This is a genomic window from Dyella agri (genome assembly GCF_044904705.1).
GTDB lineage: Bacteria > Pseudomonadota > Gammaproteobacteria > Xanthomonadales > Rhodanobacteraceae > Rhodanobacter_A > Rhodanobacter_A agri.
This window is the reverse complement of the sequence record NZ_JADIKL010000011.1, coordinates 67,311-92,675: the sequence shown is the minus strand read 5'-3', so window position 1 is coordinate 92,675 and position 25,365 is coordinate 67,311. Positions and strand designations below refer to the sequence as shown.

Here is a 25,365-nt window from a genome sequence, read left to right as displayed (position 1 = left end):
GGGCGTACCGTCCTCGGCTTGCTTGAGCACGGCGATGATCTGGCTATCGCTGAATCGGGACTTCTTCATGGAACCTCCTCGGGAAAGATTACGAGAAAATTCCACTTTCAGCGTCTGCTAATTTACGGGGGGATTACCGAGGGGCAATGCACCGACTCCTCTAAATCAGAGAAATGGGCACGCACAGGGGTTGAGCGACATGTCAGGGGGACAAATGTTTCGTCGAGAACGACTTGCAGCGGTGACCGCAATATGGGTGATTGCGTTATCCGCACTAAGTGCATGTGGCAACGCCGAGTCTTCCGCTAATGGGGCTCAACAAGCATCCATGGCGGAATCCAGCGGCTGGGCATTGTCCGCGGATCAATTTCGACAGCGCTGGAATAGTCAGACCGAAGCTTCGTACCACATTGATGGATTCCATCGGAACCGCCTTGGCAGAAATGAAGCCAGCTTGCCGGGAGCGTCTGTGTACGCGGAGAACGACACATTCGAGGTAGCGACGATGGACCGGTCAAATTCCATCGCTCTGTGTCTTCAGACGGTTCAGGCCGCACTCGGTGTCCCGGCCAAAACGGCTGATGCGCTAGTCGCAACGATGTTTGATCAGTTTCGTAAGACGCTTCCAAGCAACCCCTACGGTTCTGTTGAATATCAGGGATATTCTGCGGCAATGACCGTTGCTGCCAACGGTGAATTCACCTGTTGGGTCAAACCAAAGCAAGGTTAATAGCTACGATAATAATGACTGGGGGATACATGTTTCGTCGCGGACAGTTGGCGGTCTTGACCGCCGTATGGGTAGTCGCATCATCTGCACTAAGTGCATGTGGCAACGTGGACTCTTCTGTAAGCGGAAACCAAGCCACGCCTAACGCAGCGTCAACCGGCTGGGCATTGTCCGCGGATCAATTTCGACAGCGCTGGAATCAATTGACGAAGCCGGTGTATGCACTATCCAACTTTGCCGGGCAGAAGGCCTCGTTCTCCGACGGTGTCGTGACGTACATGAGTAACGGCATGATTACCCTAGAGACTGATCATCATCAGGCCGTGGGGAGTGTCTGCGTCATCGCATACATGGCGGCGTACGGAGCGGACCATGATGAGGCGCACACGATCGTCAACGCAGCTATAGATGATGGGCATTCCGCGGAGGCATCGGGTCAGGGCTTCGCTGGGTATAAGACCTTCAATGGCCATATGATGGGTGTCACCCTGTCTCCAACTGGAAAGGTGACCTGCACATATCTCAGAGATAAGGGCTGAAGCACCCCTCTCGTACGGAACAATACCGACAATAGTCTGGTGTGTGGGGCAGCCGTTATCAGTCCTGTGCGCGGGCAGTTTCGAGCCAAACTGCGCCCTGACAAAGGCACAGCAGGCCTAAACTAGGCTGTCACGTCGAACTTACCGGCGGGAGAAAATCGAATTGCAAAGAGCCCGCGCCCGCCACAAGTTTGGTGTTTGGCGGGGTTGGCTTTTCGGTACCGTTTTGGCGAAAGATACCTAGCCCATTTTGGCGGGCGCGCATCATTGTAAGGTCCGCCTGAGATCGGAGGCGGACCGGCCATTATTATTCTGTTGCTGACGGCCCAGCGGATGGCGCGGTGCTAGCCGTCTTCCCTTAATTTCCCGGATTCTTTCAGTCCCCATGCTTCCCGCAGAGGGTAGAGGAAGTTGGGAATGACCTCGGCACGTTCAACGGCTCCATCAAAGTCCGCAGTTGCGACGTCCCCACTCCGCTTTATCGGAACGTGGATCTCTTCGTACTCGCCCTTCGCCGTTGCCCCGGTTAGTGCTATTGCTTCGCCCGTGATAGGCATATCGGAGATTGCTGTCAGGCCCTCATCGATTGGCGCCGATCGATACCACATCTCGCCGATGAAGAAAATTCCTTGGAAGTCGGGATCTATCCGTGCAAGGTCAGCCATAGCGTGCCAAAAAATGTACTTCTCGATGCGGTCAGCAAAGTACACGCCGGTTGCGGCAGTGATTTGGCCGTTGCCATCGGTTTGAAAGTACATCGTCTCGTGGTGACCGTCTCGATTAAACACTTTGCTCGCCATTAGGGCGAACGACTGGAGCCTCGTCCGCAACGGCAAGCTAGCATCTGCGTATGCCGCCGCTGACCTATCAACAAACAGAGCTTCGACTTCTTTCTTCAGTTGCGCTAATTGCTCAGGAGTTCGGGACACGCGCCCCCGTCGAAAGCTACAAACCTTGCCAGTACTAAGCTTGATGTACTCCCGCCGAGAAGCAGATGACAGGTTGGGCAAAGTATCGTAAGCGAAGGCGGATACATCCTGCCCACAGGCGCTATCGAATGCGTCCACCGCCGATCTTAAGACGGAAAATCCATGCAACAGCGCATCGGTCAACTCGTAGTCCGGAAGCGTATTTGCGACCCACTTTCTATCGATGACAATCGCAGACTCATCCACAATCGACTCTGGCGCCATTCGAAGCCACGCCCGCCACAACTTGTTCTGGCTAGCGAAAAGGAGGCCCTCACATGGGGGCTCGATGCTCGGCCCATTCTCGAGATACGAAAACATGATACTGGCGCGCAGTTGACTGTGGATCGCGAGATCACCCTCCTTTTCAATTGTGTTGCGTGCGTCAACCAGCCATTTCATTAGGGGACTGCTTCCACAGACATCTAGAACAAACGTCTTATACAGATCGTGATAGCCGGGAATCTTGGCCTTGTTCTTCTGTATGAGGAACGTAACGGTACGTGCCGTCGTAATGGCATTGTTGATGTTGAGACGAAACAATTCAGGCTCGAAGTACGTTTGATCAGCTTGACCAATCAGTTGAAATAGATCGCCCAAGCGCTTTCGCCACGGAGAAATACCCATCAGTGCCCCCTGCCTGCAAACGGTAATGTCGTGCCCGGACGATGTCCGCCTCCTCGATTATTCAATCATATGGTTCAGGCTGGCTCTTGCAGAACACGGTAGACCGTGGCAACGCCAACATTGAAGCGTTCGGCCAACTGCGCTACTGAGAACTTTTCCTCCAGTCGCAGGGTACGGATGCGCAGGCACTGATCTTTGGTAAGCGCACGTTTCCGCCCAAAGGCCACGCCTTTTTGCTTGGCTTTGGCAATTCCATCCGCCTGCCTCTCGGCTCGAATGTCGTTCTCGAATTCAGCAAAACTGGCTAGCAGAGAAAACATGAGTTTCCCCTCAGGCGTGCTGGTGTCGATCGACTGATCAAGCACCCGCAAGACGACCCCCTTTCTCCTTAGCAATTCAGCAATTTTGGCCAAGTCCAGTACAGAGCGGGCCATACGGTCCAGCCGGGATATGACCAACGTATCGCCATCCCGAAGGAACTGGAGGCATGCCTGAAGCTCTGGGCGGTTGTCGGCTTGCTTACCGGATCGCTTTTCAGAATAGATACGGGTGCAGCCGACTCCGTTCAGCTTGTCCAACTGAACATCCAGAGATTGGCCGACGCTGCTGACTCGGGCGTAACCTACGATCTCGCTCATTATCAAATCTCCTAGATGATTTGATAATATCATTCTGATAGGAGTTTTGATAGATGTTCCAAATGCTGTCGCAACGTATACATTTTGAAAAGCGATGAGCTGTACCGTGACTCGTGGTGGGGCCGAATTACCCTACCCAAGCCCGTCTGGGGTATCGTTGTGAGTTTGTTGCACCGTTAGCGGTATTAGGCGATGCTCTTGCTAGAAGCTACGCGCTCTGCCGTAGGACATGGTGGTGGGTATGCGCGAAATTGACGTACGTGACGCGGTACGGTCCGGTCCGCTTCGGAAGTACCTGAGTGATGATCGGAGCCGGGTAATCGACGAACTCGCCATATGCCTTGGCGAGGCTCGAGTAGACATCGCTGTAGTGAACGGCAAGCTGGCCGGCTACGAAATTAAGAGCAAGAATGACACGTTGATCCGCCTCCCGAGGCAGGCGGAGATTTATGGACGCGTCTTTGACGAAATGACCTTAGTGGTCGATGCGTCGCACAACGATGCAAGCCTCAAGATCATCCCAGACTCTTGGGGCGTGATCGAAGTTCGCCAAGCTGCCGACCAAAGTACGAAGTTGAAAAAACTTCGGGCGCCGCGAGCCACTGCAGATCAGGACCCGTACGCCATCGCCCAGCTTTTGTGGAAGGACGAAGCGGTTGCAGTTTTGATGGCCCACCGAAAGGGGCCGGTGCCCTCATCGAAGCCCCGGACTTGGTTGTGGGAAGCCCTAGCTTCGGAGCTCCCCCTGAAGAAACTCAAGTCCGAGGTTCGGCGGATTCTCAAGGTCCGCGAAGACTGGCGCGTCTAGTTAGATTTGCCCTGCAATCTGACGGGCAACGAACGAAACATGATGGTTTGTTCCGACACGTCGCCAAGTGGTCGTATTGCCGGTACGCCCCAGACCATTCGCACATTCCAGAATATATTTGTCGCCCCAACTAAACTCCGGGCCACTGTAAGCCTCATGCTGGACTATCTGCTGGCTGAGGCTACGAAATTGTTCGAATGAATGGCGACGCAAACTACGCCCTTTAAACGCCCACATCCCGTCGGCCGCCGTGTAGCGAATGTTTGCACTTACAGTGATCAAACGAGGATCAAGTTCCTCGATGTTATGGCTTGATACACCGTAGTCGCCAAAGCTGGGAATCCTACGATTCTGGCCAAGGTTCGACACTACTTCGCGCCATATATTCCATTCGAGGCGGGGCAAAAGTTTTGGGCATTGTTCCGCTGGCGGCAAAGTCTTCGGCGTGCTTGCGCCAACAATGCTAACGCTGAGCCACTCGGCAATATCTCGCAAACCGGCGATGGCGCTGTATGCAGCAAAGGTCTGCGGGCTTGCATCCACCTCCGCCGACAACTGCTCGAAGTCGAAGAACAGGTGACACTGATTGGGCTGGGCACCGATGCTATTCAAAAGCTCGTCGAGCTTCATTGCAAAGCCAATCTTGGCAAATGTCCTCGCCGAAAGCCTCAACAGCACCTCGCCGTTGCGCTGTCCGACATGCTCACGTACCACAGCAATTTCATCATCCGTAGGGGCGTCCCCTATGCTTGGGTGTGCGCCGAGGTCTGCACAAGATCGCAATACCGCCTGCAGCGGGATCTCCCCATTCTCCAATGGCGCAGCATTCTTCAGAAACCTGCAATCTAAGAAGCAGTGAGTTTCGTCAGGAAGTGCGTCATGTAAACGCTTCGAAAATGCCTCGATGTGGCTATCGACCGTTTTGCCGTATGCGCGAGTCTCATGATTGTAAGGTTGAGGTGGCAGCTCCCAAACGAATGTCGTTCGCTCGAGAACGTCATCCGCTAGATCGCCAGCGGCCTGAAGCTCCCCCATCTTCCCTTTCATCACAGCAAAATAGTGCTGGTGCGAATCAATCCGCATTGGCTTCTCCCGAGTTCTCCAACTCCCACTTAAGGTATTGCGCGATACCTTCTGCACTGGGAAAGAGGGTGGCGCGATTCACGCCAAGCTGATGTAGCCGAAGTAGGACATCCCGCTTGAGAGCATGCGGGATGATATACCTGCCGATTTCCAAGCCACTTTCCTCGCCATCATCCAGCGCAGCGAAAGGATCTTCGCTCACTGTAAAGACTCCGCTTTGCGCGGTGATCCGTCTCGTCACATGGGGCATTTCCACCGTCATGGTGGTTTCGATGCTATAGGGATCTGGTACGGCATCTATCGATGTGAAGCGATTGATGGTGTGCGTATAGATGCAACAGTCATTCGCACTTTGCGATTCAACTGCAAAATATGCCGCCACTAAAGGATTTCGGCTCCAATCAAGAAGACGGGTCGGCAGTCCGTGGTGTTGCGCGATCGCCAGCAACTCCCATTCGTCGGGCAGCCCACTTTCAAAATATGGGCGAGCATGTTTCCGAAAACCATCCATCAAGTCCTGCTCTCGAATGGCTCGCTCTTCTTCTTCAAGCACCTGCAGAGCCTTGACCCGTCCCAAGGAAGGGATGAGCCTGTGCTCCGTGCTGGAAACGCCACGATACAATCGCTTCCGCCCCACATTCGCTGGAGCGATAAGGAAGTCGAAGACCTGCTCCGTGGTTTCAAGAGTTTGCTGCTCCAAGCCCCCTCCCCCTTTTTGCTTGCGCACGATTACCTTATAGATCGGCAGATCAGTTTCCAGCTTGAAGGGCAACCTTAGTAGACGAATGAGTGGCCATCATGGCATCCAGTTCGTCTGCCCAAGTCTGCATCATCGCCCGTCGATCATCGAGCCAATGAGTCTTATTGTATGTGGCTCGAACTTTGTCGGGATCGCCATGTGAGAGTTGGCGTTCAATCCAATCCGGCGAGTAGTTGCGCTTATTGAGTGCCGTACTGGTGATGTGCCGAACCCCATATGGGGTCTGCCTCCCCCTGTAACCGAGCCTTTTGATCAACTGACCTACCGCTCCATCACTAATGGACTTACCGGGGTCATTCCGTCCAAGGAACACGTGCTCGAATGCCCCTGTTAGCCTTTGATGCTCCCTGAACATTTCAACGGCCTGCGTAGGCAGAGGAACATAGTGCACATAGCGCAGCTTCATGCCCTCTCGATCCTTCACAATCGTCCACAAAGCTTGATCAAGGTCAATTTCGGACCATCGCAGTGTAAAAGTTACGCCCGGCCGACACGCACTCCAAAGGATCATCCAGAGGGCGCCCCTAACTGAGGGATCCGACTGGTTATCCCTTAACTTGCATAGGAACTCAGGCACCTCTTCCTCGGGCAAGTGAGCGTAGTTTTGCCCTGCGGGTACATGAGGAGCGATTTCGCGAAGGTCGCGACTAGGATCTATGGTCGCCCAATCATGCGCGCGAGCATAGGTATAAATCTTTCCCAGCCATTGCTGGATTTTCTTCGCAACATCAGGTGCCCCGCGATTCACCACTTTCTGTAGCAAGTCAGCCATTTCGACCGTGCGGATGCTGTCTAGCTGCCGGCCGGAAAATTCGGGAATGATGTCTTTGTCCAAATACTCCCTAACCTGTCGTGAGGTAAGGGGGCTCCACCGCTTACTGTGGTATTCGTGCCACGCATTCGCCGCCTTGTCGAAGGTATTGCCCGCAGCCAACTGCTTCTTACGCTTTTCGTTGGACTTGTCAGCCGCAGGATCTTCACCCTGCAGGACCCGAGCGTTTAACAATGCTGCCTGCTTCTTCGCATCCTTCAGCGAAGTTTGAGGAAACGGCTTACCAATGTAGGCCTCCTTCTCCTTACCATCGAAGCGATACCGGAAATTCCAGTACTTGGCACCCTTGTCGGTCACAACCAAGTAGAGCCTTTGGGCCCCATCGATCGTGTACTTGGTCTTCTTCAATATCGGATTGCTGGGCCCTTCAGGTAGGCGCCGATTCTTCAGTTGAGCCGACGCAGCAATCACGTCCTTCTCGGTTATCAGCGGGGGGCGTTCTGTCTTCTCGCTCATCCATCGTCCTATGCACCAGTACCAGCCCAGCATTTAGCGATGGGCGGCTTTCCGTGGGGTAAAAGGTAAGGGGTAAAGGCATTCCCCCACAACTTTCCCCAGCGCCGCGCCGGGATCCTCTGAAACGCCGAGAATCGTCATGAAACCAAAAACCATAAAAAAACCCGCCACTTGGGCGGGTTTTTCTTGTTACTGGGACGTTCCGAAATTTCCTGAAACGTCGATTTGGCTGGGAGACTAGGATTCGAACCTAGATAGGCAGAGTCAGAGTCTGCAGTCCTACCATTAGACGATCTCCCAAAACCCTTGCGTGTCGGCGCGCTCTGACCTGGAGCGCCGCACGTCGAAGCGCGATTAGCGCTTCGAGAACTGGGTGGCGCGGCGGGCCTTGTGGAGACCGACCTTCTTGCGCTCGACCTCGCGGGCGTCGCGGGTCACGAAGCCGGCCTTGCGCAGCGACGACTTCAGGCTTTCGTCGTACTCGATCAGGGCGCGGGCGATGCCGAGGCGGATCGCGCCGGCCTGGCCGGTGATACCGCCGCCTTCGACGGTGACCTTGATGTCGAACTTGTCGGTGTTCTGGGTCAGTTCGAGCGGCTGGCGCACGATCATGCGCGAGGTCTCGCGACCGAAGAACTGCTCAAGGGTCTTGCCGTTCACTTCGATCGCGCCGGTGCCCTTGCGCAGGAACACGCGGGCGGCGGAGGTCTTGCGGCGGCCGGTGCCGTAATTCTGCTGAATCGCCATGATGGTTCCTTAAACTTCCAGCGCCTGGGGCTGCTGCGCAGCGTGCGGGTGCTCGGCACCGCCGTACACCTTGAGCTTGCGATACATCTCGCGGCCCAGTGCGTTCTTCGGCAGCATGCCCTTGACGGCGATCTCGATCACGCGCTCCGGATGGGTGGCCAGCATGTCCTTCAGACTGGTGGTCTTCAGGTTGCCGACGTAGCCGGTGAAGCGGTGATACATCTTGTCGTCGAGCTTGGCGCCGGTGACAGCCACCTTCTGCGCGTTGACCACGACGATGTAGTCGCCGGTGTCCACGTGCGGGGTGAACTCAGGCTTGTGCTTGCCGCGCAGGCGACGCGCGATTTCGGTCGACAGGCGACCGAGCGTCTTGTTCGTGGCGTCGACCACGAACCAGTCGCGCTTGACGCTTTCTGCCTTGGCGCTGAAAGTTTTCATTTCGAGATACCCGTATGCCGCCAGCGAGGGCGGTTGCACAATAATCGGTGAAGCAAAGGCGCGAGATGATAGCGGAGCCGTCATCACAGGCGCAAGTCCACCGGCAGGTGGGCTGTGAGCTGGCAATGATAGCATGCCGCACATGCCACTTGAACAGCCCCCCACCCGCATCGCCGCTCTGGCGGACCAATGCGTGCAGTGCGGGCTGTGCCTGCCGGTCTGCCCTACCTACGCGCTGGGCCGCAACGAGGCGGAATCGCCGCGCGGTCGCATCGCCATCGCCGCCGCGCTGGCCCGCGGCGCGGCCGACCCCACCGCAGAGCTGCGCGCCCACCTGGATCACTGCCTCGGCTGCCTGAGCTGCCAGCAGGCCTGCCCGGCCGGGGTGCAGTACGACGAGCTATTGATTGAGACCCGCGCCCTGCTGGGGCCGGCGCCGCAACGGCCGCAACGCCTGCTGAGCCTGCTGCGACGGCCGACTCTGCTACGCGCCTTGCGCCGGATCGGCAGCGCGCTGCGCGCAACGCGCTGGCGCCGCCTGCTGAGCGCGCGCCTGCCCGCCCGTTCGCCTTGGCGCGTGGCGTTGCAGTTGCTGCCGGACGCCCCGACTGCTCCGTTGCCGCAGGGCGATCCGGCACCCACCGAACTCGCACTGTTTCCCGGCTGCGTCGCCAGTGTGGAGGACGCCGAAGCACAGCAGGCCGCGCTTGCCCTGCTGCGCGCCGCTGGATTCCAGGTGCAGGTATTGCCGGCTTTCTGCTGCGGCGCGATGGATCTGCATGACGGCGACAGCGCGCCAGCGGCGCGCGCCGCCGAACGCGTGCGGCAGGCGTGGCAGGCCAGCGGCGCCAGCCGCCTGCTGAGCGTGACACCCGGTTGCCTCGGCACGTTGCGCCGCGCCCTGCCCGGCGTGCCGGTACTCGACCCATGGAGCCTGCTGGCCGAATCTGCCGAACGCCTGTGCTTCCGGCCGCTGCCGCTGCGCGTGGCCTTGCACCTGCCCTGCACGCAGGTCAACGTGGCGCGCAGCGAAGCGGCGATGCTGCAACTGCTGCGCCGCGTACCCGGGCTCGACGTGGTGCCATTGCCGCGACCGCCGCACTGCTGCGGCGCGGCCGGCAGCCATCTGCTGGAATTCCCCGAGCAGGCCGCGCAGTTGCGCGACGCCACGCTGCAGCCGCTCGCCGCGCTGGCGCCCGCGCGCCTGCTGTCGTCCAATATCGGCTGCCGCCTGCATCTGGCCACCGGCGCGGGTGCGGCATCCTGGATCACGCAACATCCGTTGAGCCTGCTGGCCCAGCAACTGGAGAACCACCCATGAACGCACGCACGCTCAGTCCGCTGGACCGCCTGCTGGCCGGCATCGAACGCGCGCTGGAAACCGTGGCCGGCGCGCCCGAGGCGAATCGCCCCTCGCCCGCGCACGGCATCGCCCACGCGGAACTGGACGACGCCGAGCGGCGTCACGCCGCCGGCCTGATGCGCATCAACCACACCGGCGAGGTCTGCGCCCAGGCGCTGTACGACGGCCAGGCCGCGCTGGCCCGCAACGAGGCCAACCGCGAGCACCTGCTGCACGCCGCCGCCGAGGAAACCGACCACCTCGCCTGGTGCGGCGAACGCCTGCAGGAACTGGACAGCCGCCCCAGCCTGCTCAACCCGCTGTGGTACGCGGGCAGTTATGCGATCGGCGCGCTGGCCGCGCTGGCCGGCGACGCAGTGAGCCTGGGCTTCGTGGTGGAAACCGAGCGCCAGGTGGAGGCACACCTCGCCGAGCACCTGGAGCGCCTGCCCGCGCAGGACGAACGCTCGCGCGTGGTGCTGGCGCGGATGCAGGAAGACGAAGTGCGCCACGCGCAGAACGCGCAGGCGCACGGCGGCATCGACCTGCCGTTCCCGATCCCGCAGCTGATGCAGGCCAGCTCGATGGTGATGAAGACGGTGGCGTACCGGATCTGACGCCGCCCCGTTCAACCGGCGAGCAACGGACCGACCTTGCGTTCAAGCAGCGCCACCAGCTCGGGCTGCATGTAGCCATAGCGGTCCGGGATATCCAGGCACACCACCCGCTTGCCCTTGAGCCGGGCGCCGAATTTCTGGGCAAGCCCGGCCTTGTGCCGGCGCTCCATGGCCACGATGAGGTCGGCCCAGTCGACCTGCGCCGCGTCGACTACCGCCTCCGCGTCCGGCGCCAGGCCGGCGGAATCCGTTTCCACGCCGGGCACGCCGGCGAACACCGCCTCCGCCGTGGGGCTGCGCAGGCGGTTGCGGCTGCAGACGAATAGAACGCGTAGCGTCATGGCGAAGAAAAAACCCGCCTTGCGGCGGGTTTTTCGTGTCACATCAGGTTGCGGCCGTGGAACAGCTCTTCGATCTCCCGGCGCAGCAGCGACTCGATGCGCTGGCGCTCCTTGAACGAGAGGTCGTCGGCATGCGCCTCGAACAGATAGGTGTCGAGGTCGAAGTCCTTGATGTGCATCTTCGTGTGGAAGATGTTCTCCTGGTACACGTTGACGTCGAACATCTCGTACTTCTGGCGGATGTGGCGCGCCAGATAGTCCTGCACCGAGTTGATCTTGTGATCGATGAAGTGCTTCTTGCCCTTCACGTCGCGGGTGAAACCGCGCACGCGGTAGTCGCACACCACAATGTCCGACTCGAAGCTGTCGATCAGGTAGTTTAGCGCCTTCAGCGGCGAGATCACGCCGCAGGTAGCCACGTCGATGTCGGCGCGGAAGGTGGCGATGCCGTTGTGCGGGTGCGTCTCGGGGTAGGTATGGACAGTGATGTGGCTCTTGTCCATGTGCGCCACCACGGCGCCCGCGATGGAGTCGCGGCCCAGTTTCTCCACCACCGGCTCCTCGGAGATCAGGATGGTGACCGAAGCGCCCTGCGGGTCGTAGTCCTGGCGGGCCACGTTCAGGATGTTCGCGCCGATGATCTCGGCCACGTCGGTGAGGATCTGGGTGAGGCGGTCGGCGTCGTACTGCTCATCGATGTACTCGATGTAGCGCTGACGCTGTTCCTCGGACACTGCGTAGCAGATGTCGTAGATGTTGAAGCTCAGTGCCTTGGTGAGGTTGTTGAACCCCTGCAGGCGCAGGCGCGGAAGCGGCTTGACCACGACGACTCTCCATGACCGGATCACGGTCAGCAGATGAGGCGGGTTAGCACCAAGGGTCCCCGCGGGAATTCGGGCGGCGGGGACCCTTGTCTCCCGCAACCCGGTGAACCGCCCACGGCCAGCGACCGCGAACGTAAAGACTGCGAAGTATGCGGCAAAATTCCGGAAAACTGAACCTGCGTCAATTCATCCGGGTTTGCCATAATGGGGCGATCGGGGATGTACCTGGGGCCCAACCCGCGGCAAGCCGCGGCGTTATCCCTATGCCATCCCCGTCCGCAGCGACGAGCATGCCGGACATTACGGAGGCTTCCACCGCTTGCGTGCGTCCCGTGTGAATCCGTCGCCGGCAACGGCGCGTGGCAGACAGCCAACCGATGCAGCTCAAGCAAGCCAGGGAAGGTATTGCAGGGCAAATCATAAGGGGAACCAGATACCGTGGCGCTACTCAAATACCAGCTTCAGCAGGCCTTCGAACGCTCTCAGGCCCCGCTCGCGTTCGCACCTGACCCGGCTTCGATGGAGCGCTTCCTCGCGCTCTGCCACCGCCGCCGCTACCCCAGCAAGACCGCGATCATCCGACCCGGCGACCCGGCCAACACGTTGTATTACGTGATCGACGGCTCGCTGGCGGTATGCACCGAGGACGAACAAGGCCGCGAGCTGATCCTCGCCTACATCAACCGCGGCCAGTTCATCGGCGAGATGGGCTTGTTCGTGGAGCAGGCGCAGCGCGAGTCGGTGGTACGCACGCGCACCGTGTGCGAGATGGCCGAAGTCAGCTACGAACGCCTGTTCCAGCTGATGAAGGGCCCGCTGCAGGAAGAATGCCCGAAGATCCTGTTTGCGATCGGCTCCCAGCTCACCCACCGCCTGCTGCGCACCTCGCGCCAGGTGAGCCGCATGGCGTTCATGGACGTCACCAACCGCATCTCGCGCACCCTGCTGGACCTGTGCGACGAGCCGGATGCGATGAGCCATCCCGAAGGCACCCAGATCCGCATCTCGCGCCAGGAAGTAAGCCGCATCGTGGGCTGTTCGCGCGAAATGGTGGGCCGCGTGCTCAAGCAGCTCGAAGAGCAGGGCATGATCGACGTCTCGGGCAAGACCATCGTGGTGCGCGGCACGCGCTAAGCCCGCGCCGCGCCCATCGGTCGACGGGCGTGCCCAGGCAGCATCAGGGCGCGCCCGGACCGGACCTGCCGTCCTGCGCGGCCGCGTCGTCGTCGGGGCCGTACGGCGACATGCCCGGGTGCCCGAGCAGAAAGCCCTGCCCGAATTCGCAGCCCATCGCCAGCAGCGCGTCGCGCTGGGCGTCGGTCTCGATGCCCTCGGCGATCACGCCGATACCCAGTGCGCGGGCCAGCGCGAGGATGGCCGCCACCACGGTGTTGGCGCCGGCGGCGGCGGCAGGATCCAGCTCGCGCACGAACACCTGGTCGATCTTCAGCTTGCCCAGCGGCAGCGAGTGCAGGTAGCTCAGCGACGAGTAGCCGGTGCCGAAATCGTCCAGCGCCGTCTGCACCCCCGCAGCGCGCAGGCGCTCCAGCGTGGCGCGCACGAGCACCGGATCGTCCAGCAGCGCCCCTTCGGTCAACTCGATCAGCAACCGCGTGGGCGCCAGCCCGCTGCGCTCCAGCAGTTGCAGCAGCCGCCGGTCGAAATCCGCGTGGCGCAGGTGCTGCGGCGAAACATTGATCGTCACGAAACCGGTGCCGGCGCCCGGCTGCGCCATGCGCTTGCAGACCTGCCCGAACAGCTGCCAGTCGATCGCCTCGAGCTGGCCGCAGTCCTGCGCGATGCGCACGAAATCGTCCGGAAGCAGCACACCCCGTCGCGGATGGTTCCAACGCAGCAGCGCCTCGTGGCCGACCACCTCGCCGCTGTCCAGCCGGAAAATCGGCTGGTAGTGCGGCACGAACTCGCCATGCAGCAAGGCATGGCGCAGCTCGCCCTCCAGCGCCAGCTCGTCCACCGCGTTCCTGGCCAAGGTCTCGTCGAACAACACGTAGCGCCCGCGCCCCAGCTGCTTGGCGCGGTACAGCGCGATGTCGGCATCGCGCAGCAGCGCGTCGGCGCGCGTGTGGCGGTCGTCGCCGATCGCGATGCCCACGCTGGCGGACGGCTCCAGCTCGCGTCCGCCTATCGATAATGGCCGGTGCAGCGCCTTCAGCACGCCTTGCGCCATGCGCTCGGCGACGGCCGGCTCGGTGACGGCATCCAGCAGGATCGCGAATTCGTCGCCGGCCAGCCGCGCCACCACGTCCGGCGCGCATACGCAGGCCTGCAGGCGGCCGGCGGTTGCCTGCAGGAAGGCATCGCCGGCCAGGTGGCCGAGGCTGTCGTTGATCACCTTGAAGCGGTCCACGTCCAGGTACAGCAGGGCGCAGGGCGCGTCCAGTTGTTGCCGCGCCAGCCGTTCGCTCAACCGCTCGCGCAGGAAGCCGCGATTGGGCAGGCCGGTAAGCGGGTCATGCATCACCTCGTGGCGCAGCCGCCGCTGCACCAGCTCGCGCTCGGCGATCTGTTCGCGCAATTCGCGGGTGCGCTCCTCGACCCGGTGCTCCAGCTGCAGGTTGGCCTGCAGCAGCGCGGCGGCGGCACGGCGGCGATGAATGCTGTTGGCGATCTGCAGCGCGGCGAAACCCAGCAGCTCCTGGTCGGCGATGCCGAAGCGCATTTCGTCACCGTAACCCTGCACGGCGACCACGCCGATCACCGTATCGCCCGTGCGCAGCGGCACGCCCAGCCAGCATGTGGATGGCGCGCCGATATAGCGAGGCACCACTTCGCCTGCCTCGGCCATGGCGTCCAGCTCGCGCCGGCTGCCCAGCCACGGCCGGCCGGTACGCAGCACGTACGCCGTGATACTGCGCTCCAGCGGCATGCTGAACGTGCTTTGCACGCCGGCGTCCACGTAATACGGGAAATCCAGCCGCTGCCGACGCTCGTCCAACAGGGCGATGTAGAAATTCGACGCATCCAGCAGGCTGCCCACCTCGGCATGCACGTGCCGGTAGAACGCCTCCTCGTCCAGATCGGCGGTGCCCAGTTCGGCCAGCCGGAACAGCACCGACTGCAGGCGTTCCGCACGCTGGCGCTCCAGCACCTCTTGCTGCAGTTCGCGGTTGGCGGCGGCCAGCTCGCGGGTGCGCCGCAATACGCGGCGCTCCAGCTCGTCTTTGCTCTGCTTGCGCTCCAGCGCGGCGAGCACGTGCTCGGCGACGAACCCCAACACCGCGCGATCCTCGTCGGAATAGCCGATGCCGTGGCGATAGCTCTGCACCACGAGCGCACCATGCACGCGCCCCTCTCGCAGCATCGGCACGCCCAGCCAGTCCACGCTGTCCGGGCCGACCACTTCCAGCGGTTCGCCGATCTGCGCGGCCAGTTGCTCGGCGCTGCCCATCAGCGGGCGCCCGTGGGTCAGCAGATGCCAGGTGAGCGAGCCACGCCGCGCTTCCAGCGGCTGGTCGCGGCTGACATCGGGACCTTGCGCATCCACCGTGTCGGCGTAGTACAGAAACCGCATCGTGCCGCGCTCGGGATCGTGCCGCACGATGTAAAAGTTTTCCGCGTACATCAAGGTATCGACGATGCCGTGGATGCCGCGCAGCAGTTCGGGCATGTCGAGATCGGTGCCCGCCAGGTCGGAAATCGCGAACAAGGCACGTTGCAGGTTTTCCGAGCGCTCAAGCTGGCGATGCGAATCGTGCAGCTCGGCCAAGGCCAGCAACTGCTGCAACTGCTGTCCGGCCAGCGCCAGACCCGGCTCCAGCGCAACAGCCAGCGCCGGGCCGGCAGCCGCGTCCTCCCGCACCAGCAGCACGGCCGGCACCTCCGGCATCAGCCGGATCGCGCATTCGCCTTCGGCGGATGTCGATGCACCCGCCTCGCCGCGCAGCATCGCCAGCACCCACGCGCTGGCATGGGTGTCCGGTTTTCCGTTCGTGGAGCGGCATTCGCCCCGCTCCAGCCACAGCAAGCGGGCGGCGCCGCAAGCTGGGCAAGCCCGCGCCAGCTCCACCACCAACTCGCCCACCGCCTGTGGTGTAGGCGCGCGGATAAGCCGCTCCAGCCACGCCAGCTGGTCGGCCTCCCCCGGAATCGTGACATGCGGCCTGCGAAGCTGGTTCATGGCGCCGATGACTCCCCCTGACCGATGGTAGCGCGCCGCCGCGGCTGCGCCCAGCATCCGCCCGGAGGCAGCCCAGCCGCTAGAATGAGCGGCTCGATCCGGATGCATGCATGCTCGCCGACACCACCAAGGACGCTATCCGCGCCGCCTACACGCGTCTGAAGGACGGCTTGCCGGGCTTCCGCCCACGCGCCTCGCAAGGAAAGATGATCGCCGAGGTGGCGAAAGCCCTGGCCAGCGACGGCGGCGTTGCCGCCATCGAGGCGCCTACCGGCACCGGCAAATCGATGGCCTACCTGATCGCCGGCCACGAAGTGGCGCGCGCGCAGAAAAAGAAGCTGCTGATCGCCACCGCCACGGTGGCGCTGCAGGAGCAGCTGGTGGAACGCGACATCCCGCTGTACCTGCAGCTTTCCGGCCACGCGGCGAAGGTGGCGCTGGCGAAGGGTCGCGGTCGCTACCTGTGCCCGCGGAATCTTGCGATGGCACGCAACAGCCTCGCCGGCTCGGCGCAGTCGAGTTTCGGCTTCGACGCCGACCTCGCGTTGTGGAGCAAACCACCCGCCGAACGCGACAAGCAGGCCTTGGCCAAACTCGCGCAGGCGTTCGACGCGAACCAGTGGAATGGCGACATGGACAGCGCGCCCGAGCCGGTGAGCGATCTGCTGCGCCCGATGCTCACCACCAGCGCCGGCGGCTGCACCAACCGCAAGTGCGGCCAGTTCATGATCTGCCCGTTCTACGCCGCGCGCCGCGCGGTGGACGACGCAGAGATCATCGTGGCCAACCAGGACCTGGTGCTGGCCGACCTCACCATGCCGGGCGAAGGCGATGGCGGCCCCGATCCGGCCTGGGGCGGTGTGATCCTGCCGCGCCCGGACGAGACGCTGTACATATTCGACGAGGCCCACCACATCCCGGGCAAGGCGATCGACCGTGGCGCCGCCGACGTGCACCTGGCCGCCACGGTACGCCAGCTGAGCCGGCTCGGGCGGCAGGTGCACGCGGCCTATTCGCTCACCGACAAGGAAAACCTCGGCAAGCTCTCGCTGGATGCCGGCGACGCCAAGCTGCAGGAACTCGGCGACGCGCTGGAAGCGCTGGAAAAAGAGATCCGCCTTGGCTGGCTGCCTGATCCCGCCGAGGCCGAACCGATGTACCGCGGCTCGCTGGGCTGCCTGCCCGAGGCCTGGGTGGAGCATGCACGCCTGCTCAGCCTGCAGGCCGGCGAGGTACAACGCTGGCTGGCCGCGGTGCGTCGCGCGGTAGTGGAGATGACCGACGGCGGCCCCACCCAGGAAGCCCTCTCGCGTGAACTGGGCATTGCGCTGGAGCGCATCGGCAAGCAGGCAGCCTGCTGGCAGGCCTGGTCTACCGAAGATCCCGCGCAGGCGCCGCCGCTGGCGCGCTGGGTTACCCTGGGCAGCGACCAGCAACTGGTCTGCCACGCTTCGGCGGTATCCGCCTCGGGCCTGCTGCGCAACGTGCTGTGGGGCAATGCCAGCGGCGTGGTGCTCACCTCCGCCACGTTGAGCGCCGGCGGCAACTTCCGCGGCTATGCCGACGCGGTGGGCCTGCCCGACGATGCGGCGACGCTGAGCCTGCCCTCGCCGTTCGACCTCGCCGCGCAGGCGCAACTGGAAGTGCCGGCGATGGCCGCGCTGCCCGACGCGCGCGAAGAACACGCCCAGGCGATCAGCGACTGGCTGGCCGGGTACCTGGACTGGAACGCCGGCAACCTGGTGCTGTTCACCTCGCGCGCCAAGCTCGACCGCGTGCTGCAGAAGCTGCCGATCGACAAGGTACGCAAGGTGCGCGCACAGGGTTCGCTGGGCAAGACGCAACTGATCGCCGAGCACGTCGCCGACGTGGAAGCTGGCAAGGGCAGCACGCTGTTCGGGCTGGCCTCGTTCGGCGAAGGCCTGGACTTGCCAGGCAAGCTATGCGAGACCGTGGTGATCACCCAGCTGCCGTTCGCCGTGCCCACCGACCCGGTGGGCGCCACTTATGCGGAATGGCTGGAATCGCGTGGACGCAATCCCTTCATCGAAGTGAGCATCCCCGAAGCCACCCGCCTGCTCACCCAGTACTGCGGCCGCCTGATCCGCAACGAGAGCGACAGCGGCCGCATCGTGCTGCTGGATCGTCGCGTGGTCACCAAGCGCTACGGCGCCGGGATGCTGCGCGCGTTGCCGCCGTTCCGGCGAGTGATCGAGAGGTAATCCATGAGCATCCTTCGTCTCGCCGATTGCCCGGCCAGACCGTGGAAGAACGGCCTCGGCCGCACCCGTGAACTAGCCGTCCATCCGCCCGGCGCCGGCATGGACGATTTCCTGTGGCGGGTGAGCGTCGCTGAGGTGGAGAGCGCCGCACCGTTTTCCGCGTTCCCGGGCATCGACCGCGTGATCGCCCTGCTCGACGGCGAAGGTTTCACGATGACGCTGGACGATGGCCGCGTCCACGCGCTGACCGTGCCGTGCGCGCCGTTCGCGTTTCCCGGCGAGGCCGGCGTGGACGTGGCGCTGGCCGGCGGCCTCAGCCGCGACTTCAACCTGATGCTGCGCCGTGGCCGCGCGCGCGGCCACATCGAAGTGTGGCGCACGGCCGGTACGCGGCAAGCCGATGCCGCCATCGTGCTGGTGTATTGCGTGCACGGCCGCATCGACGGTGCCGACGGCAGCCTGCAGGCTGGCGATGCATGGCGGCCATCGGCCGGCGGGGCGCTCGTCCTGCATGCCGATGCGCTGGCGCTGGCGGTGCGCGTCGAAACCGTTGCCTGAAATCCCTGGCGCTGTCTCGAAGACGTCACGCGGTCGCCTATACTTCGGTCCGTCGCCCCCTCCGGAGTTCCGCGATGTTCGTGCTGATCCTCGGTCTCGTGCTGTTTCTCGGCGTGCATTCGCTGCGCATCTTCGCCGACGACTGGCGCAAGCGGCAGATCGCCCGACTCGGCGAGAACAAGTGGAAGGGCCTGTACTCGCTGCTGGCCGTCGCCGGCCTCGTGCTGATCTGCTGGGGCTTCGTGCTGGCCCGGCACCACCCGGTACTGCTGTACGTGCCGCTGCCAGGGCTGATGCGGCTCAATGCGCTGTTCACCCTGGTGGCCTTCGTGCTGCTCGCCGCGGCGCGGGTGCCGCGCAACGGCATCAAGGCGCGCCTGCATCATCCGCAGGTGCTGGCGGTGAAGACCTGGGCGTTCGGCCACTTGCTTGCCACCGGCATGCTGCACGACGTGGTGTTGTTCGGCGCCTTCCTGCTGTGGGCCGTGGTGCTGTTCGCTGCCTCGCGCCGACGCGACCGCCGCGAGGGCACGGTCTATCCACCCGGCACCGCCAAGGGCACGGTCATCACCGTGGTAGCCGGCGTAGTGGTCTGGGCGGTCTTCGCGTTCTGGCTGCACGCGCTGCTGATCGGCGTGAAGCCGGTGATGTAGCCGGGCGGCTTTCGTCACCTGGTGTCCCGGGGTGCCGAAAGCCATCTGCGCAGGCACCACGGATCGCGCTACAGTGCCGCCATCCGCCCCCACCGAGGTCGTGCCATGGCCGCCTTCCTGCTCTGGCTGTTGCTGCTGGTGTTCTGCTGGCCGCTCGCGCTGCTGGCGCTGGTGCTCTATCCCATCGTGTGGCTGATCTGCCTGCCGCTGCGGCTGGTCGGCATCACCGTGGGTGCGGTGTTCGCCTTCCTCGGCGCACTGCTGATGCTGCCCGCACGCGTCCTGCGCGGCCGCCCGGCCTGAGGGCTGGAAACTTTACAATCGGAAAGAATAACTTTCCAATGGGCACTGGTTGCTTTACAGTGCCGGCATGGCCCGCCCCAGCCGTTCAGCGGAAATCGATGCAGCCTTGCTGCGCCTGGTGCAGAAGCATCCCGATGATCTCGTCCGGATCGTTGCGGGAAATCTTGGACTGAGCCGCGCCGCCGTTGCCACACGCGCACGCGCGCTGATCGGGGACGGCTACCTCGCCAAGATCGGCACGACACGTCCGACCTATCGCCCCGGAACATCCCGGCGGGCGGACTTCCAGCATGCGCTCCATGGCTTGGCCGAGGACCGCGTGTGGTCGAACGACGTCGCCCCTCTGTTGGCCGACCTGCCTGCGAACATCATCGAGATCTGCCACCACGGCCTGACCGAGATGGTGAACAACGCCATCGACCATTCCGAAGGGAAACGCCTCACGGTCCATGTCGACCGCAGTGTCCACCAGGTAGCGATGCGGGTCGCGGACGATGGCGTCGGCATCTTCCGCAAGATCACCCGCGCGCTGGATCTCCCCGACGAGCGCCTGGCTTTGCTCGAGCTTTCCAAGGGGAAACTGACCACCGATCCGCGGCGCCATTCCGGCGAGGGTGTGTTTTTCACTTCCCGCATGTTCGACCGCTTCCAGATCGCCTCCGGCGACCTGGTCTTCGACCATGACGACGGGCAGGACGACGACCTGCTCCACGACACCGGCGCGTACCGGACACGCCAGGGCACCACGGTGCTGATGGAAATCGGGACCGATACCGCCAGGACGGCCAAGGAGGTTTTCGACGAGTACTCCAGCGGCCCGGACGACTACACCTTCGCCAAGACGGTGGTGCCGGTCAGGCTAGCCAAGGTCGGCGACGAGAACCTGGTTTCGCGATCGCAGGCCAAGCGCCTGATGCAGCGGGTGGAACGGTTCCGCACTGTGGTGCTGGATTTCGATGCGGTGACCAGCATCGGTCAGGCCTTTGCGGACGAAGTCTTCCGCGTTTTCGCGCACGATCATCCCGATGTCGTGCTCGTTCCAATGCACGCCGTACCGGCGGTGCAGCAGATGATCCGCCGCGCCGAAGTCGCCCGCGCCGAGGAAAGCAGACAGTTGCCGCCGCCCTGAACATGGCCGACAAACCCCACGCCCCCGCCTGCGAACGCAACCGCGAACCGATCCTCGAGGTGCTGCAAAGGCACTTCGCCGACCGGCGGCGGGTGCTGGAGATCGGCAGCGGCACCGGCCAGCACGCCGTGTATTTCGCTGCGGCGCTGACCTGGCTGGACTGGCAATGCTCAGACCGCGCAGAGAACCTGCCGGGCATCCGCGCATGGCTGGACGAGGCGGCGCTGCCGAATACGCCACTACCGCTGGAACTCGATGTCGGCGGACCGTGGCCGCGCGGTCCGTTCGACGCAGCGTTCAGCGCAAATACCCTGCACATCATGGCCTGGCACGAGGTGGAACAGCTGTTCGCGCAGTTGCCAGCGATCGCGACCGATGACGCACGGCTGGTGATCTACGGCCCGTTCAACTACGGCGGTCGCTACACCAGCGACAGCAATGCCGCCTTCGACCAGTGGCTGAAGGCACGCGGCGCGCACATGGGTATCCGCGATGCCGAGGCCGTCGACGCACTGGCTGCGGCGGCGGGCTTCGCCTTGGTCGACGACGTGGCTATGCCGGCGAACAACCGCTGCCGCGTCTGGCAGCGCAACCCAGGTTGAACCTGCACATCGCCGCCGAAGCGGGTACAAAGGCGAGATGAAGGCGATCGACACGCTCACCCCCTGCCCCTGCGGCAATGCCGCCGGTTACGCCACCTGCTGCGGCCCGCTGCATGACGGCACCACGACGGCAACCAGCGCCGAGCAGCTGATGCGCTCGCGCTACAGTGCCTATGTGCTCAAGCGCGAGGATTACCTGCTGGCCAGCTGGCACGCCGACACCCGCCCCGCTTCGCTGCGGCTGACCGCGCAGCAGCCCGCACCGACCTGGCTGGGCTTGGAAGTGCGCGGCGAGCAACGCATCGACGACGATCACGCCGTGGTGGAATTCGTGGCCCGCTACCGCCTCGGCGGCGGACGCGCGCAACGCCAGCACGAGATCAGCCGCTTCGTGCGCGAGGCGGGCCGCTGGTATTACGTCGACGGTGAACTGACGAGCTGAACGCGACGCTCAGAAGCCTTGCACGCCAGCCGCGCGCAGGCGGGCGGCCATGGCTTGCAACGCGGGATGGGCAAAGAAGGCGGCCAGTTGCCGGGCATGCGCCGCACTGGCGCCGCGCGCACGCCAACCATCTTCGCCCTGCGCGGCAAGCGTAGCCCAGTCCTCGCCCGCACCCGCCGCATCGTCCGGTGCGCCCAACGCGTGCAGCCAATCGCACAATGGCCGCCCACGCGCACCGGCAAAGGTCTGCGCAAGCGCAGCGGCCCGGCCCGCCCCCAGACCCGGCACCGTGGCGAGCTGCCCGGGCGTCAGCGCCATCCAGTCCAGCAGACCACGAACCAGGCCGGCATCCGCCAAGGCTTGCCAGGTTCCCGTACCGACGCCCGGCAGCCGCAGCCCCTGTTTGCCGCCCAACCAGGCCAGCCGCGCCTGGAACTGCTGTTCGCAGTCTGGCGTGTATCGCCAGCAACTCAGCGGGCCATAGCGCGCCGGATCGGGCGCATCCACCGCAGCACGCTGTTCTGCACGCCAGGCCACCGATTGCAGGCGCGGGATGGTCAGCCCCGCCAGCGCCACCTCCACCTGATCGCCCGGGCGGATATCGAGCGTCCGCCAGCGCTTGAACGAACCCGCGCTGACCCGCTGCACACGATGGTCGTCCAACTGCACCGGCACCAGCTCAAGCACCGGCGTGATGCGCCCGCTGCGGCCTATGGTGAAGTTCACCGCGCGCACCTCGGCCAACGCGGTGGCGGCGGGATATTTCCAGGCCACGGCCCAGGCCGGCGGCAGCGCCTGCCACGTGTCGGCCGCCGGCCGGTGGCCTTGGCGCAGCACCGTGCCATCGGCAGCGAACGGCAGCGCGTGGCGGTACCACTGCTCACGCCACCGCTTCACCCCGTCGAGGTTCGCCACCGGCCGGGCCAGTGCGGCGCTGTCGGCAAAACCCATCGCCACGAGTCCGGCCAGTCGCGCCGGCATGTCAGTCGGACCGCTGGGCCAATCCCACACGAACAGACCGATCTTCGCGGCGGTGGCGGCATCCAGCGTATTGCGTGCGAGTGCGCCGGCCACCGCCGAACGCGCATTGACGCCGCCATCGTCGGCCTGCACGTGGCCGGGCAAGTGCCACACCAGCTCACCTTGCAGCACCACGCGCGCCGGCGCGTTCGGCAGATGCTTGGGAATCGCGGCGATGGCCTGTGCCAGCGCGGTCCAGTCCGAACCGTGCAGGCCGTCGCCACGACTGACAGCTTGCCGCAGACGGCCGTGCTCGTAGAGCAGCGTCACCGCCACGCCATCCGCCTTGGGCTGCACCCACAAATCGCGGTTGCCGCGTGCGCGCATCCACGCCTCGACCGCGGCAGCATCCGCCAGTTTGGCCAGTCCGGTTTGTGCCACCGGCGAACGCAGGCGGCCACCGGCATCGGCCAGGTGCGCCAGCGGTGCGGGTGTCTGCGCAGGGAAGCACCGGCTCCATGCCGCGAGCCGCTGTTCGGCCTGGTCGTAAACGGCGTCGCTCACCGGTGAACGGCCATCGACCCGATAAGCGTGGTTCCAGCCGTCGAGCCGCTCATGCAGCGCGGCGAGCTCCTGCTGCGCACGTCCGGGCGGCCAGTCCGGACAATCGGCCGCATGGGCGGCACCAGCCGGCAAGACAAACCACAGCAGCAGGAGTCGAGCCGTGCGCATGCGACGATCCATATCCGGGATGACCTCGACGACGCTAACCGTGCCGCCCCGCGGGATCAGGCAGCCTCGTGCGCGGCCGCGCGTAGGCGCAGAGCGTCAGCCCGTGGCGGCCGGCGGGCCAAAGTCCAGCCGGCTTTCGCCAAGGAAACGCCCCTCGGGACCGAAGCCGCGCTCGACGATCACGCCGTGCCCATCGTGGGCAATGGCCACTACAGTGCTTGCGCGCGTGCCGTAGCGCTCGCCGCGAATGAAGGCGGCGGACAGCCAGCGTTCGCGTTCCAGTCCGATGCCGGTGTCGGGCAGATCCGCATCCGGCGCCTGCCGTTCGTCGGCCAGCGCCGTGAACAGCGGCGCGAAGTCGTCCGCGTCGCCCCTCTCGATCCACGCGCCGAGGCGCGCCATCAGCGTGCGCGTCTTTGGCCAGGGCGTGTTGAAGTCGGCATTCGACAGGCCATGCACGCCGGGCGTCACCGCCTGCGCACGCGGCTCGGGCCGGTTGCCGAGATAGAACGCGGCCTTCGCATCGAAGGTGAGCAGGTTGAACGGCCGGTAGCCGGCCGCCTGCGCGAGCAGCTGCTGTGCATGCACCGTGGCATCGGCCGTGCCGGCGAGATAATCGGTAGCGAGCAGGCCGCGCGAGGCACCGAGTTGCGGATCGCGCGGGTCGCGCACGTTGGTGACCACGCAGCAGCGGCCCGCATCGGTGACGCCCAGCCAGGTGCCACCGGCTTCGAGATCACGGCCACCGACGATGGGCAGCTCGTTCCAGCGTGCCAGCGGTGCGCTGGGCCGCGCATGAAACTCGTCGCGGTTGCCCGCCAGCACGAGCCGCCAGCGCGGATGAGTCTGCCAGGCGAAGGCGATCAGGCACATCGCTCATGCCTCCTTTCGCGCTGCGCTGCGGCGTGGGCGCGATATCGCCTTGCCGCGTGCAGCCACGGCATCCTTGCGCAGGCACTCCTCCAGGCGGGTCAGTGCAGGCAGATGGGTGGTGCGCAGCATCACCAGCGCGGTCTGGACGCGTGCCAGTCGCGCGGGCATTTCGCGGACAGAAAGCGCGTCGCGCTGCGGGTAGGTCTCCAGCACCGAGCGCGGCACCAGCCCCAAGCCCACGCCAGCTGCGGCCGCGGCGAAAATGCCGTGGTAGGAGGCGAACTCCAGCACGCGCGCCGGCACGATGCGCTGCGCATCCAGCCAATCCACCAGCCGTCGACGGTAAATGCAGCCCTGGCTGTGGTAGACCAGCACGGAGCCGTCGACCAGTTGCTTCGGCTCCACCAGCATCGCGCTGTCGCGCGCGCCGATCAGCACCAGCTCCTCCACGTATAACGGCACGCTGCGGAAGCGCTCGGCGTCCACCTGCTCGCCCACGATGGCTGCATCCAGCGCGCCGCCTTGCACATCGGCCACCAGGCCGCGCGAGGAAGCGGTGTGCAGGTTCACCCAGATCTGCGGGTGCGCGCGGTGAAACGCCGCCAGCGGATACGGCAGGCGGCTCGCCGCCACGCTCTCCATCGAACCGAGCCGCAGCGCGCCGCCGGTCTCGCCGCTGCGCACGGCCACGCGCGCCTGCTCGGCCAGCTCCAGCATGCGCCGCGCGTAATCCACCAGTTCCTCGCCCGGCGCGGTGAGGCGCAGGCGCTGGCCTTCGCGATGGAACAGTTGCACGCCCAGCGAGGTTTCCAGCTGGTGGATGCGGCTGGTGATGCTGGACTGGGCACGATGCAACTTGGTCGCCGCGCGGCCGATGCCGCCGGCAGCCACCACCGCCTGGAAAGTTTCGAGCGCGCGCAGGTCCATGTTCGATTTTCTCGATGGATTCATTCGCAATTATTCGCTTTATACGATGATACGCCGCACCTAGCATGGTTGCATC

The 25,365-nt window shown here is 64.0% G+C and carries 26 protein-coding genes and 1 tRNA gene; 13 read left to right on the top strand and 14 right to left on the bottom strand.

Translation table 11 applies throughout. The annotated features are described in order from the left end of the window. The first annotated feature begins 328 nt into the window (after nucleotides 1-328). Entirely contained in the window at nucleotides 329-730 is a 402-nt protein-coding gene (locus tag ISP14_RS16470) for a hypothetical protein (protein ID WP_404541901.1), read from the top strand. 203 nt (nucleotides 731-933) lie between these two features. Next, nucleotides 934-1,269 carry a hypothetical protein gene (locus tag ISP14_RS16465; RefSeq protein WP_404541899.1) on the top strand — a complete coding sequence of 112 codons (336 nt, stop codon included), beginning with the start codon at nucleotides 934-936 and terminating at the stop codon, nucleotides 1,267-1,269. A 344-nt stretch (nucleotides 1,270-1,613) separates the two neighbouring features. Here ISP14_RS16465 and ISP14_RS16460 read toward each other — a convergent pair whose 3' ends face one another. Both ISP14_RS16460 and ISP14_RS16455 read right to left on the bottom strand, forming a co-directional pair. Continuing rightward, nucleotides 1,614-2,864: a hypothetical protein gene (locus ISP14_RS16460; protein ID WP_404541896.1), complete on the bottom strand. Its 1,251-nt coding sequence runs from the start codon at nucleotides 2,862-2,864 to the stop codon at nucleotides 1,614-1,616. Nucleotides 2,865-2,938: 74 nt separating this feature from the next. Further along, on the bottom strand, nucleotides 2,939-3,502 hold the full coding sequence (locus ISP14_RS16455) for a recombinase family protein (protein ID WP_243038723.1): 564 nt from the start codon (nucleotides 3,500-3,502) through the stop codon (nucleotides 2,939-2,941). A 241-nt stretch (nucleotides 3,503-3,743) separates the two neighbouring features. On the opposite strand from ISP14_RS16455, the gene ISP14_RS16450 reads away from it, so the two are divergent. Next, the gene (locus ISP14_RS16450; RefSeq protein ID WP_404541892.1) at nucleotides 3,744-4,310 is read left to right on the top strand and encodes a sce7726 family protein; all 567 of its coding nucleotides are present in this window, start codon (nucleotides 3,744-3,746) and stop codon (nucleotides 4,308-4,310) included. Here the strand turns inward: ISP14_RS16450 and ISP14_RS16445 are convergent, their stop codons facing one another. The 6 genes from ISP14_RS16445 to rplM all read right to left on the bottom strand — a co-directional run bounded on the left by ISP14_RS16445 (nucleotide 4,311) and on the right by rplM (nucleotide 8,626). Next, the gene (locus ISP14_RS16445; RefSeq protein WP_404541890.1) at nucleotides 4,311-5,393 is read right to left on the bottom strand and encodes a beta family protein; all 1,083 of its coding nucleotides are present in this window, start codon (nucleotides 5,391-5,393) and stop codon (nucleotides 4,311-4,313) included. Beyond that, entirely contained in the window at nucleotides 5,383-6,120 is a 738-nt protein-coding gene (locus ISP14_RS16440; protein ID WP_404541888.1) for an FRG domain-containing protein, read from the bottom strand. The genes ISP14_RS16445 and ISP14_RS16440 overlap by 11 nt, the downstream gene beginning before the upstream one ends. A 22-nt stretch (nucleotides 6,121-6,142) precedes the next feature. Further along, nucleotides 6,143-7,441, bottom strand: a complete 1,299-nt coding sequence (locus tag ISP14_RS16435) for a tyrosine-type recombinase/integrase (RefSeq protein WP_404541886.1) — start codon at nucleotides 7,439-7,441, stop codon at nucleotides 6,143-6,145. Nucleotides 7,442-7,667: 226 nt separating this feature from the next. Next, nucleotides 7,668-7,741, bottom strand: a tRNA-Gln gene (locus ISP14_RS16430). A 54-nt stretch (nucleotides 7,742-7,795) separates the two neighbouring features. Beyond that, nucleotides 7,796-8,188: a 30S ribosomal protein S9 gene (rpsI, locus tag ISP14_RS16425; RefSeq protein ID WP_404541885.1), complete on the bottom strand. Its 393-nt coding sequence runs from the start codon at nucleotides 8,186-8,188 to the stop codon at nucleotides 7,796-7,798. 9 nt (nucleotides 8,189-8,197) lie between these two features. Continuing rightward, nucleotides 8,198-8,626, bottom strand: a complete 429-nt coding sequence (gene rplM, locus ISP14_RS16420; RefSeq protein WP_404541882.1) for a 50S ribosomal protein L13 — start codon at nucleotides 8,624-8,626, stop codon at nucleotides 8,198-8,200. A gap of 142 nt (nucleotides 8,627-8,768) precedes the next feature. On the opposite strand from rplM, the gene ISP14_RS16415 reads away from it, so the two are divergent. Continuing rightward, nucleotides 8,769-9,947, top strand: a complete 1,179-nt coding sequence (locus tag ISP14_RS16415; RefSeq protein WP_404541880.1) for a (Fe-S)-binding protein — start codon at nucleotides 8,769-8,771, stop codon at nucleotides 9,945-9,947. Continuing rightward, nucleotides 9,944-10,585 carry a 2-polyprenyl-3-methyl-6-methoxy-1,4-benzoquinone monooxygenase gene (gene coq7, locus ISP14_RS16410; RefSeq protein ID WP_404541878.1) on the top strand — a complete coding sequence of 214 codons (642 nt, stop codon included), beginning with the start codon at nucleotides 9,944-9,946 and terminating at the stop codon, nucleotides 10,583-10,585. The genes ISP14_RS16415 and coq7 overlap by 4 nt, the downstream gene beginning before the upstream one ends. 11 nt (nucleotides 10,586-10,596) lie before the next feature. Here the strand turns inward: coq7 and ISP14_RS16405 are convergent, their stop codons facing one another. Both ISP14_RS16405 and speD read right to left on the bottom strand, forming a co-directional pair. Beyond that, nucleotides 10,597-10,926, bottom strand: coding sequence for a low molecular weight protein tyrosine phosphatase family protein (locus ISP14_RS16405; protein ID WP_404541876.1), 330 nt, complete (start codon nucleotides 10,924-10,926; stop codon nucleotides 10,597-10,599). A gap of 38 nt (nucleotides 10,927-10,964) precedes the next feature. Then, nucleotides 10,965-11,750 (bottom strand): adenosylmethionine decarboxylase, encoded by a 786-nt coding sequence (speD, locus tag ISP14_RS16400; protein ID WP_404541874.1) that lies wholly within the window; start codon nucleotides 11,748-11,750, stop codon nucleotides 10,965-10,967. 438 nt (nucleotides 11,751-12,188) lie between these two features. Here speD and crp point away from each other — a divergent pair, with 438 nt between their 5' ends. Further along, nucleotides 12,189-12,884, top strand: coding sequence for a cAMP-activated global transcriptional regulator CRP (crp, locus tag ISP14_RS16395; protein WP_404541871.1), 696 nt, complete (start codon nucleotides 12,189-12,191; stop codon nucleotides 12,882-12,884). A 43-nt stretch (nucleotides 12,885-12,927) separates the two neighbouring features. Here the strand turns inward: crp and ISP14_RS16390 are convergent, their stop codons facing one another. After that, nucleotides 12,928-15,888 (bottom strand): bifunctional diguanylate cyclase/phosphodiesterase, encoded by a 2,961-nt coding sequence (locus tag ISP14_RS16390; protein ID WP_404541869.1) that lies wholly within the window; start codon nucleotides 15,886-15,888, stop codon nucleotides 12,928-12,930. A gap of 110 nt (nucleotides 15,889-15,998) precedes the next feature. On the opposite strand from ISP14_RS16390, the gene dinG reads away from it, so the two are divergent. The 7 genes from dinG (at nucleotide 15,999) to ISP14_RS16355 (ending at nucleotide 21,797) form a co-directional block, all read left to right on the top strand. Next, nucleotides 15,999-18,110 carry an ATP-dependent DNA helicase DinG gene (gene dinG / locus ISP14_RS16385; RefSeq protein ID WP_404541867.1) on the top strand — a complete coding sequence of 704 codons (2,112 nt, stop codon included), beginning with the start codon at nucleotides 15,999-16,001 and terminating at the stop codon, nucleotides 18,108-18,110. A gap of 3 nt (nucleotides 18,111-18,113) precedes the next feature. Further along, on the top strand, nucleotides 18,114-18,668 hold the full coding sequence (locus tag ISP14_RS16380) for a HutD/Ves family protein (protein ID WP_404541865.1): 555 nt from the start codon (nucleotides 18,114-18,116) through the stop codon (nucleotides 18,666-18,668). 74 nt (nucleotides 18,669-18,742) lie between these two features. Next, a complete protein-coding gene (locus tag ISP14_RS16375) occupies nucleotides 18,743-19,321 on the top strand; it encodes an NnrU family protein (protein WP_404541863.1) in 579 nt (192 codons plus the stop codon). Nucleotides 19,322-19,426: 105 nt separating this feature from the next. After that, nucleotides 19,427-19,624: a hypothetical protein gene (locus tag ISP14_RS16370; RefSeq protein WP_192107352.1), complete on the top strand. Its 198-nt coding sequence runs from the start codon at nucleotides 19,427-19,429 to the stop codon at nucleotides 19,622-19,624. 67 nt (nucleotides 19,625-19,691) lie between these two features. Continuing rightward, complete coding sequence (locus ISP14_RS16365; RefSeq protein ID WP_404541861.1) at nucleotides 19,692-20,753, top strand: STAS-like domain-containing protein; 1,062 nt, start codon at nucleotides 19,692-19,694, stop codon at nucleotides 20,751-20,753. Nucleotides 20,754-20,755: 2 nt separating this feature from the next. Beyond that, nucleotides 20,756-21,355, top strand: a complete 600-nt coding sequence (locus tag ISP14_RS16360; RefSeq protein WP_404541859.1) for a DUF938 domain-containing protein — start codon at nucleotides 20,756-20,758, stop codon at nucleotides 21,353-21,355. Nucleotides 21,356-21,392: 37 nt separating this feature from the next. Further along, complete coding sequence (locus ISP14_RS16355; RefSeq protein ID WP_404541856.1) at nucleotides 21,393-21,797, top strand: YchJ family protein; 405 nt, start codon at nucleotides 21,393-21,395, stop codon at nucleotides 21,795-21,797. Between the two features lie 9 nt (nucleotides 21,798-21,806). Here ISP14_RS16355 and ligB read toward each other — a convergent pair whose 3' ends face one another. From ligB to ISP14_RS16340, 3 genes are all read right to left on the bottom strand, one after another. Beyond that, nucleotides 21,807-23,489 carry an NAD-dependent DNA ligase LigB gene (ligB, locus tag ISP14_RS16350; RefSeq protein ID WP_404541854.1) on the bottom strand — a complete coding sequence of 561 codons (1,683 nt, stop codon included), beginning with the start codon at nucleotides 23,487-23,489 and terminating at the stop codon, nucleotides 21,807-21,809. A 96-nt stretch (nucleotides 23,490-23,585) separates the two neighbouring features. Further along, a complete protein-coding gene (locus tag ISP14_RS16345) occupies nucleotides 23,586-24,362 on the bottom strand; it encodes an NRDE family protein (protein WP_404541852.1) in 777 nt (258 codons plus the stop codon). 3 nt (nucleotides 24,363-24,365) lie between these two features. Beyond that, on the bottom strand, nucleotides 24,366-25,289 hold the full coding sequence (locus ISP14_RS16340) for a LysR family transcriptional regulator (protein ID WP_404541849.1): 924 nt from the start codon (nucleotides 25,287-25,289) through the stop codon (nucleotides 24,366-24,368). Nucleotides 25,290-25,365 lie beyond the last annotated feature (76 nt).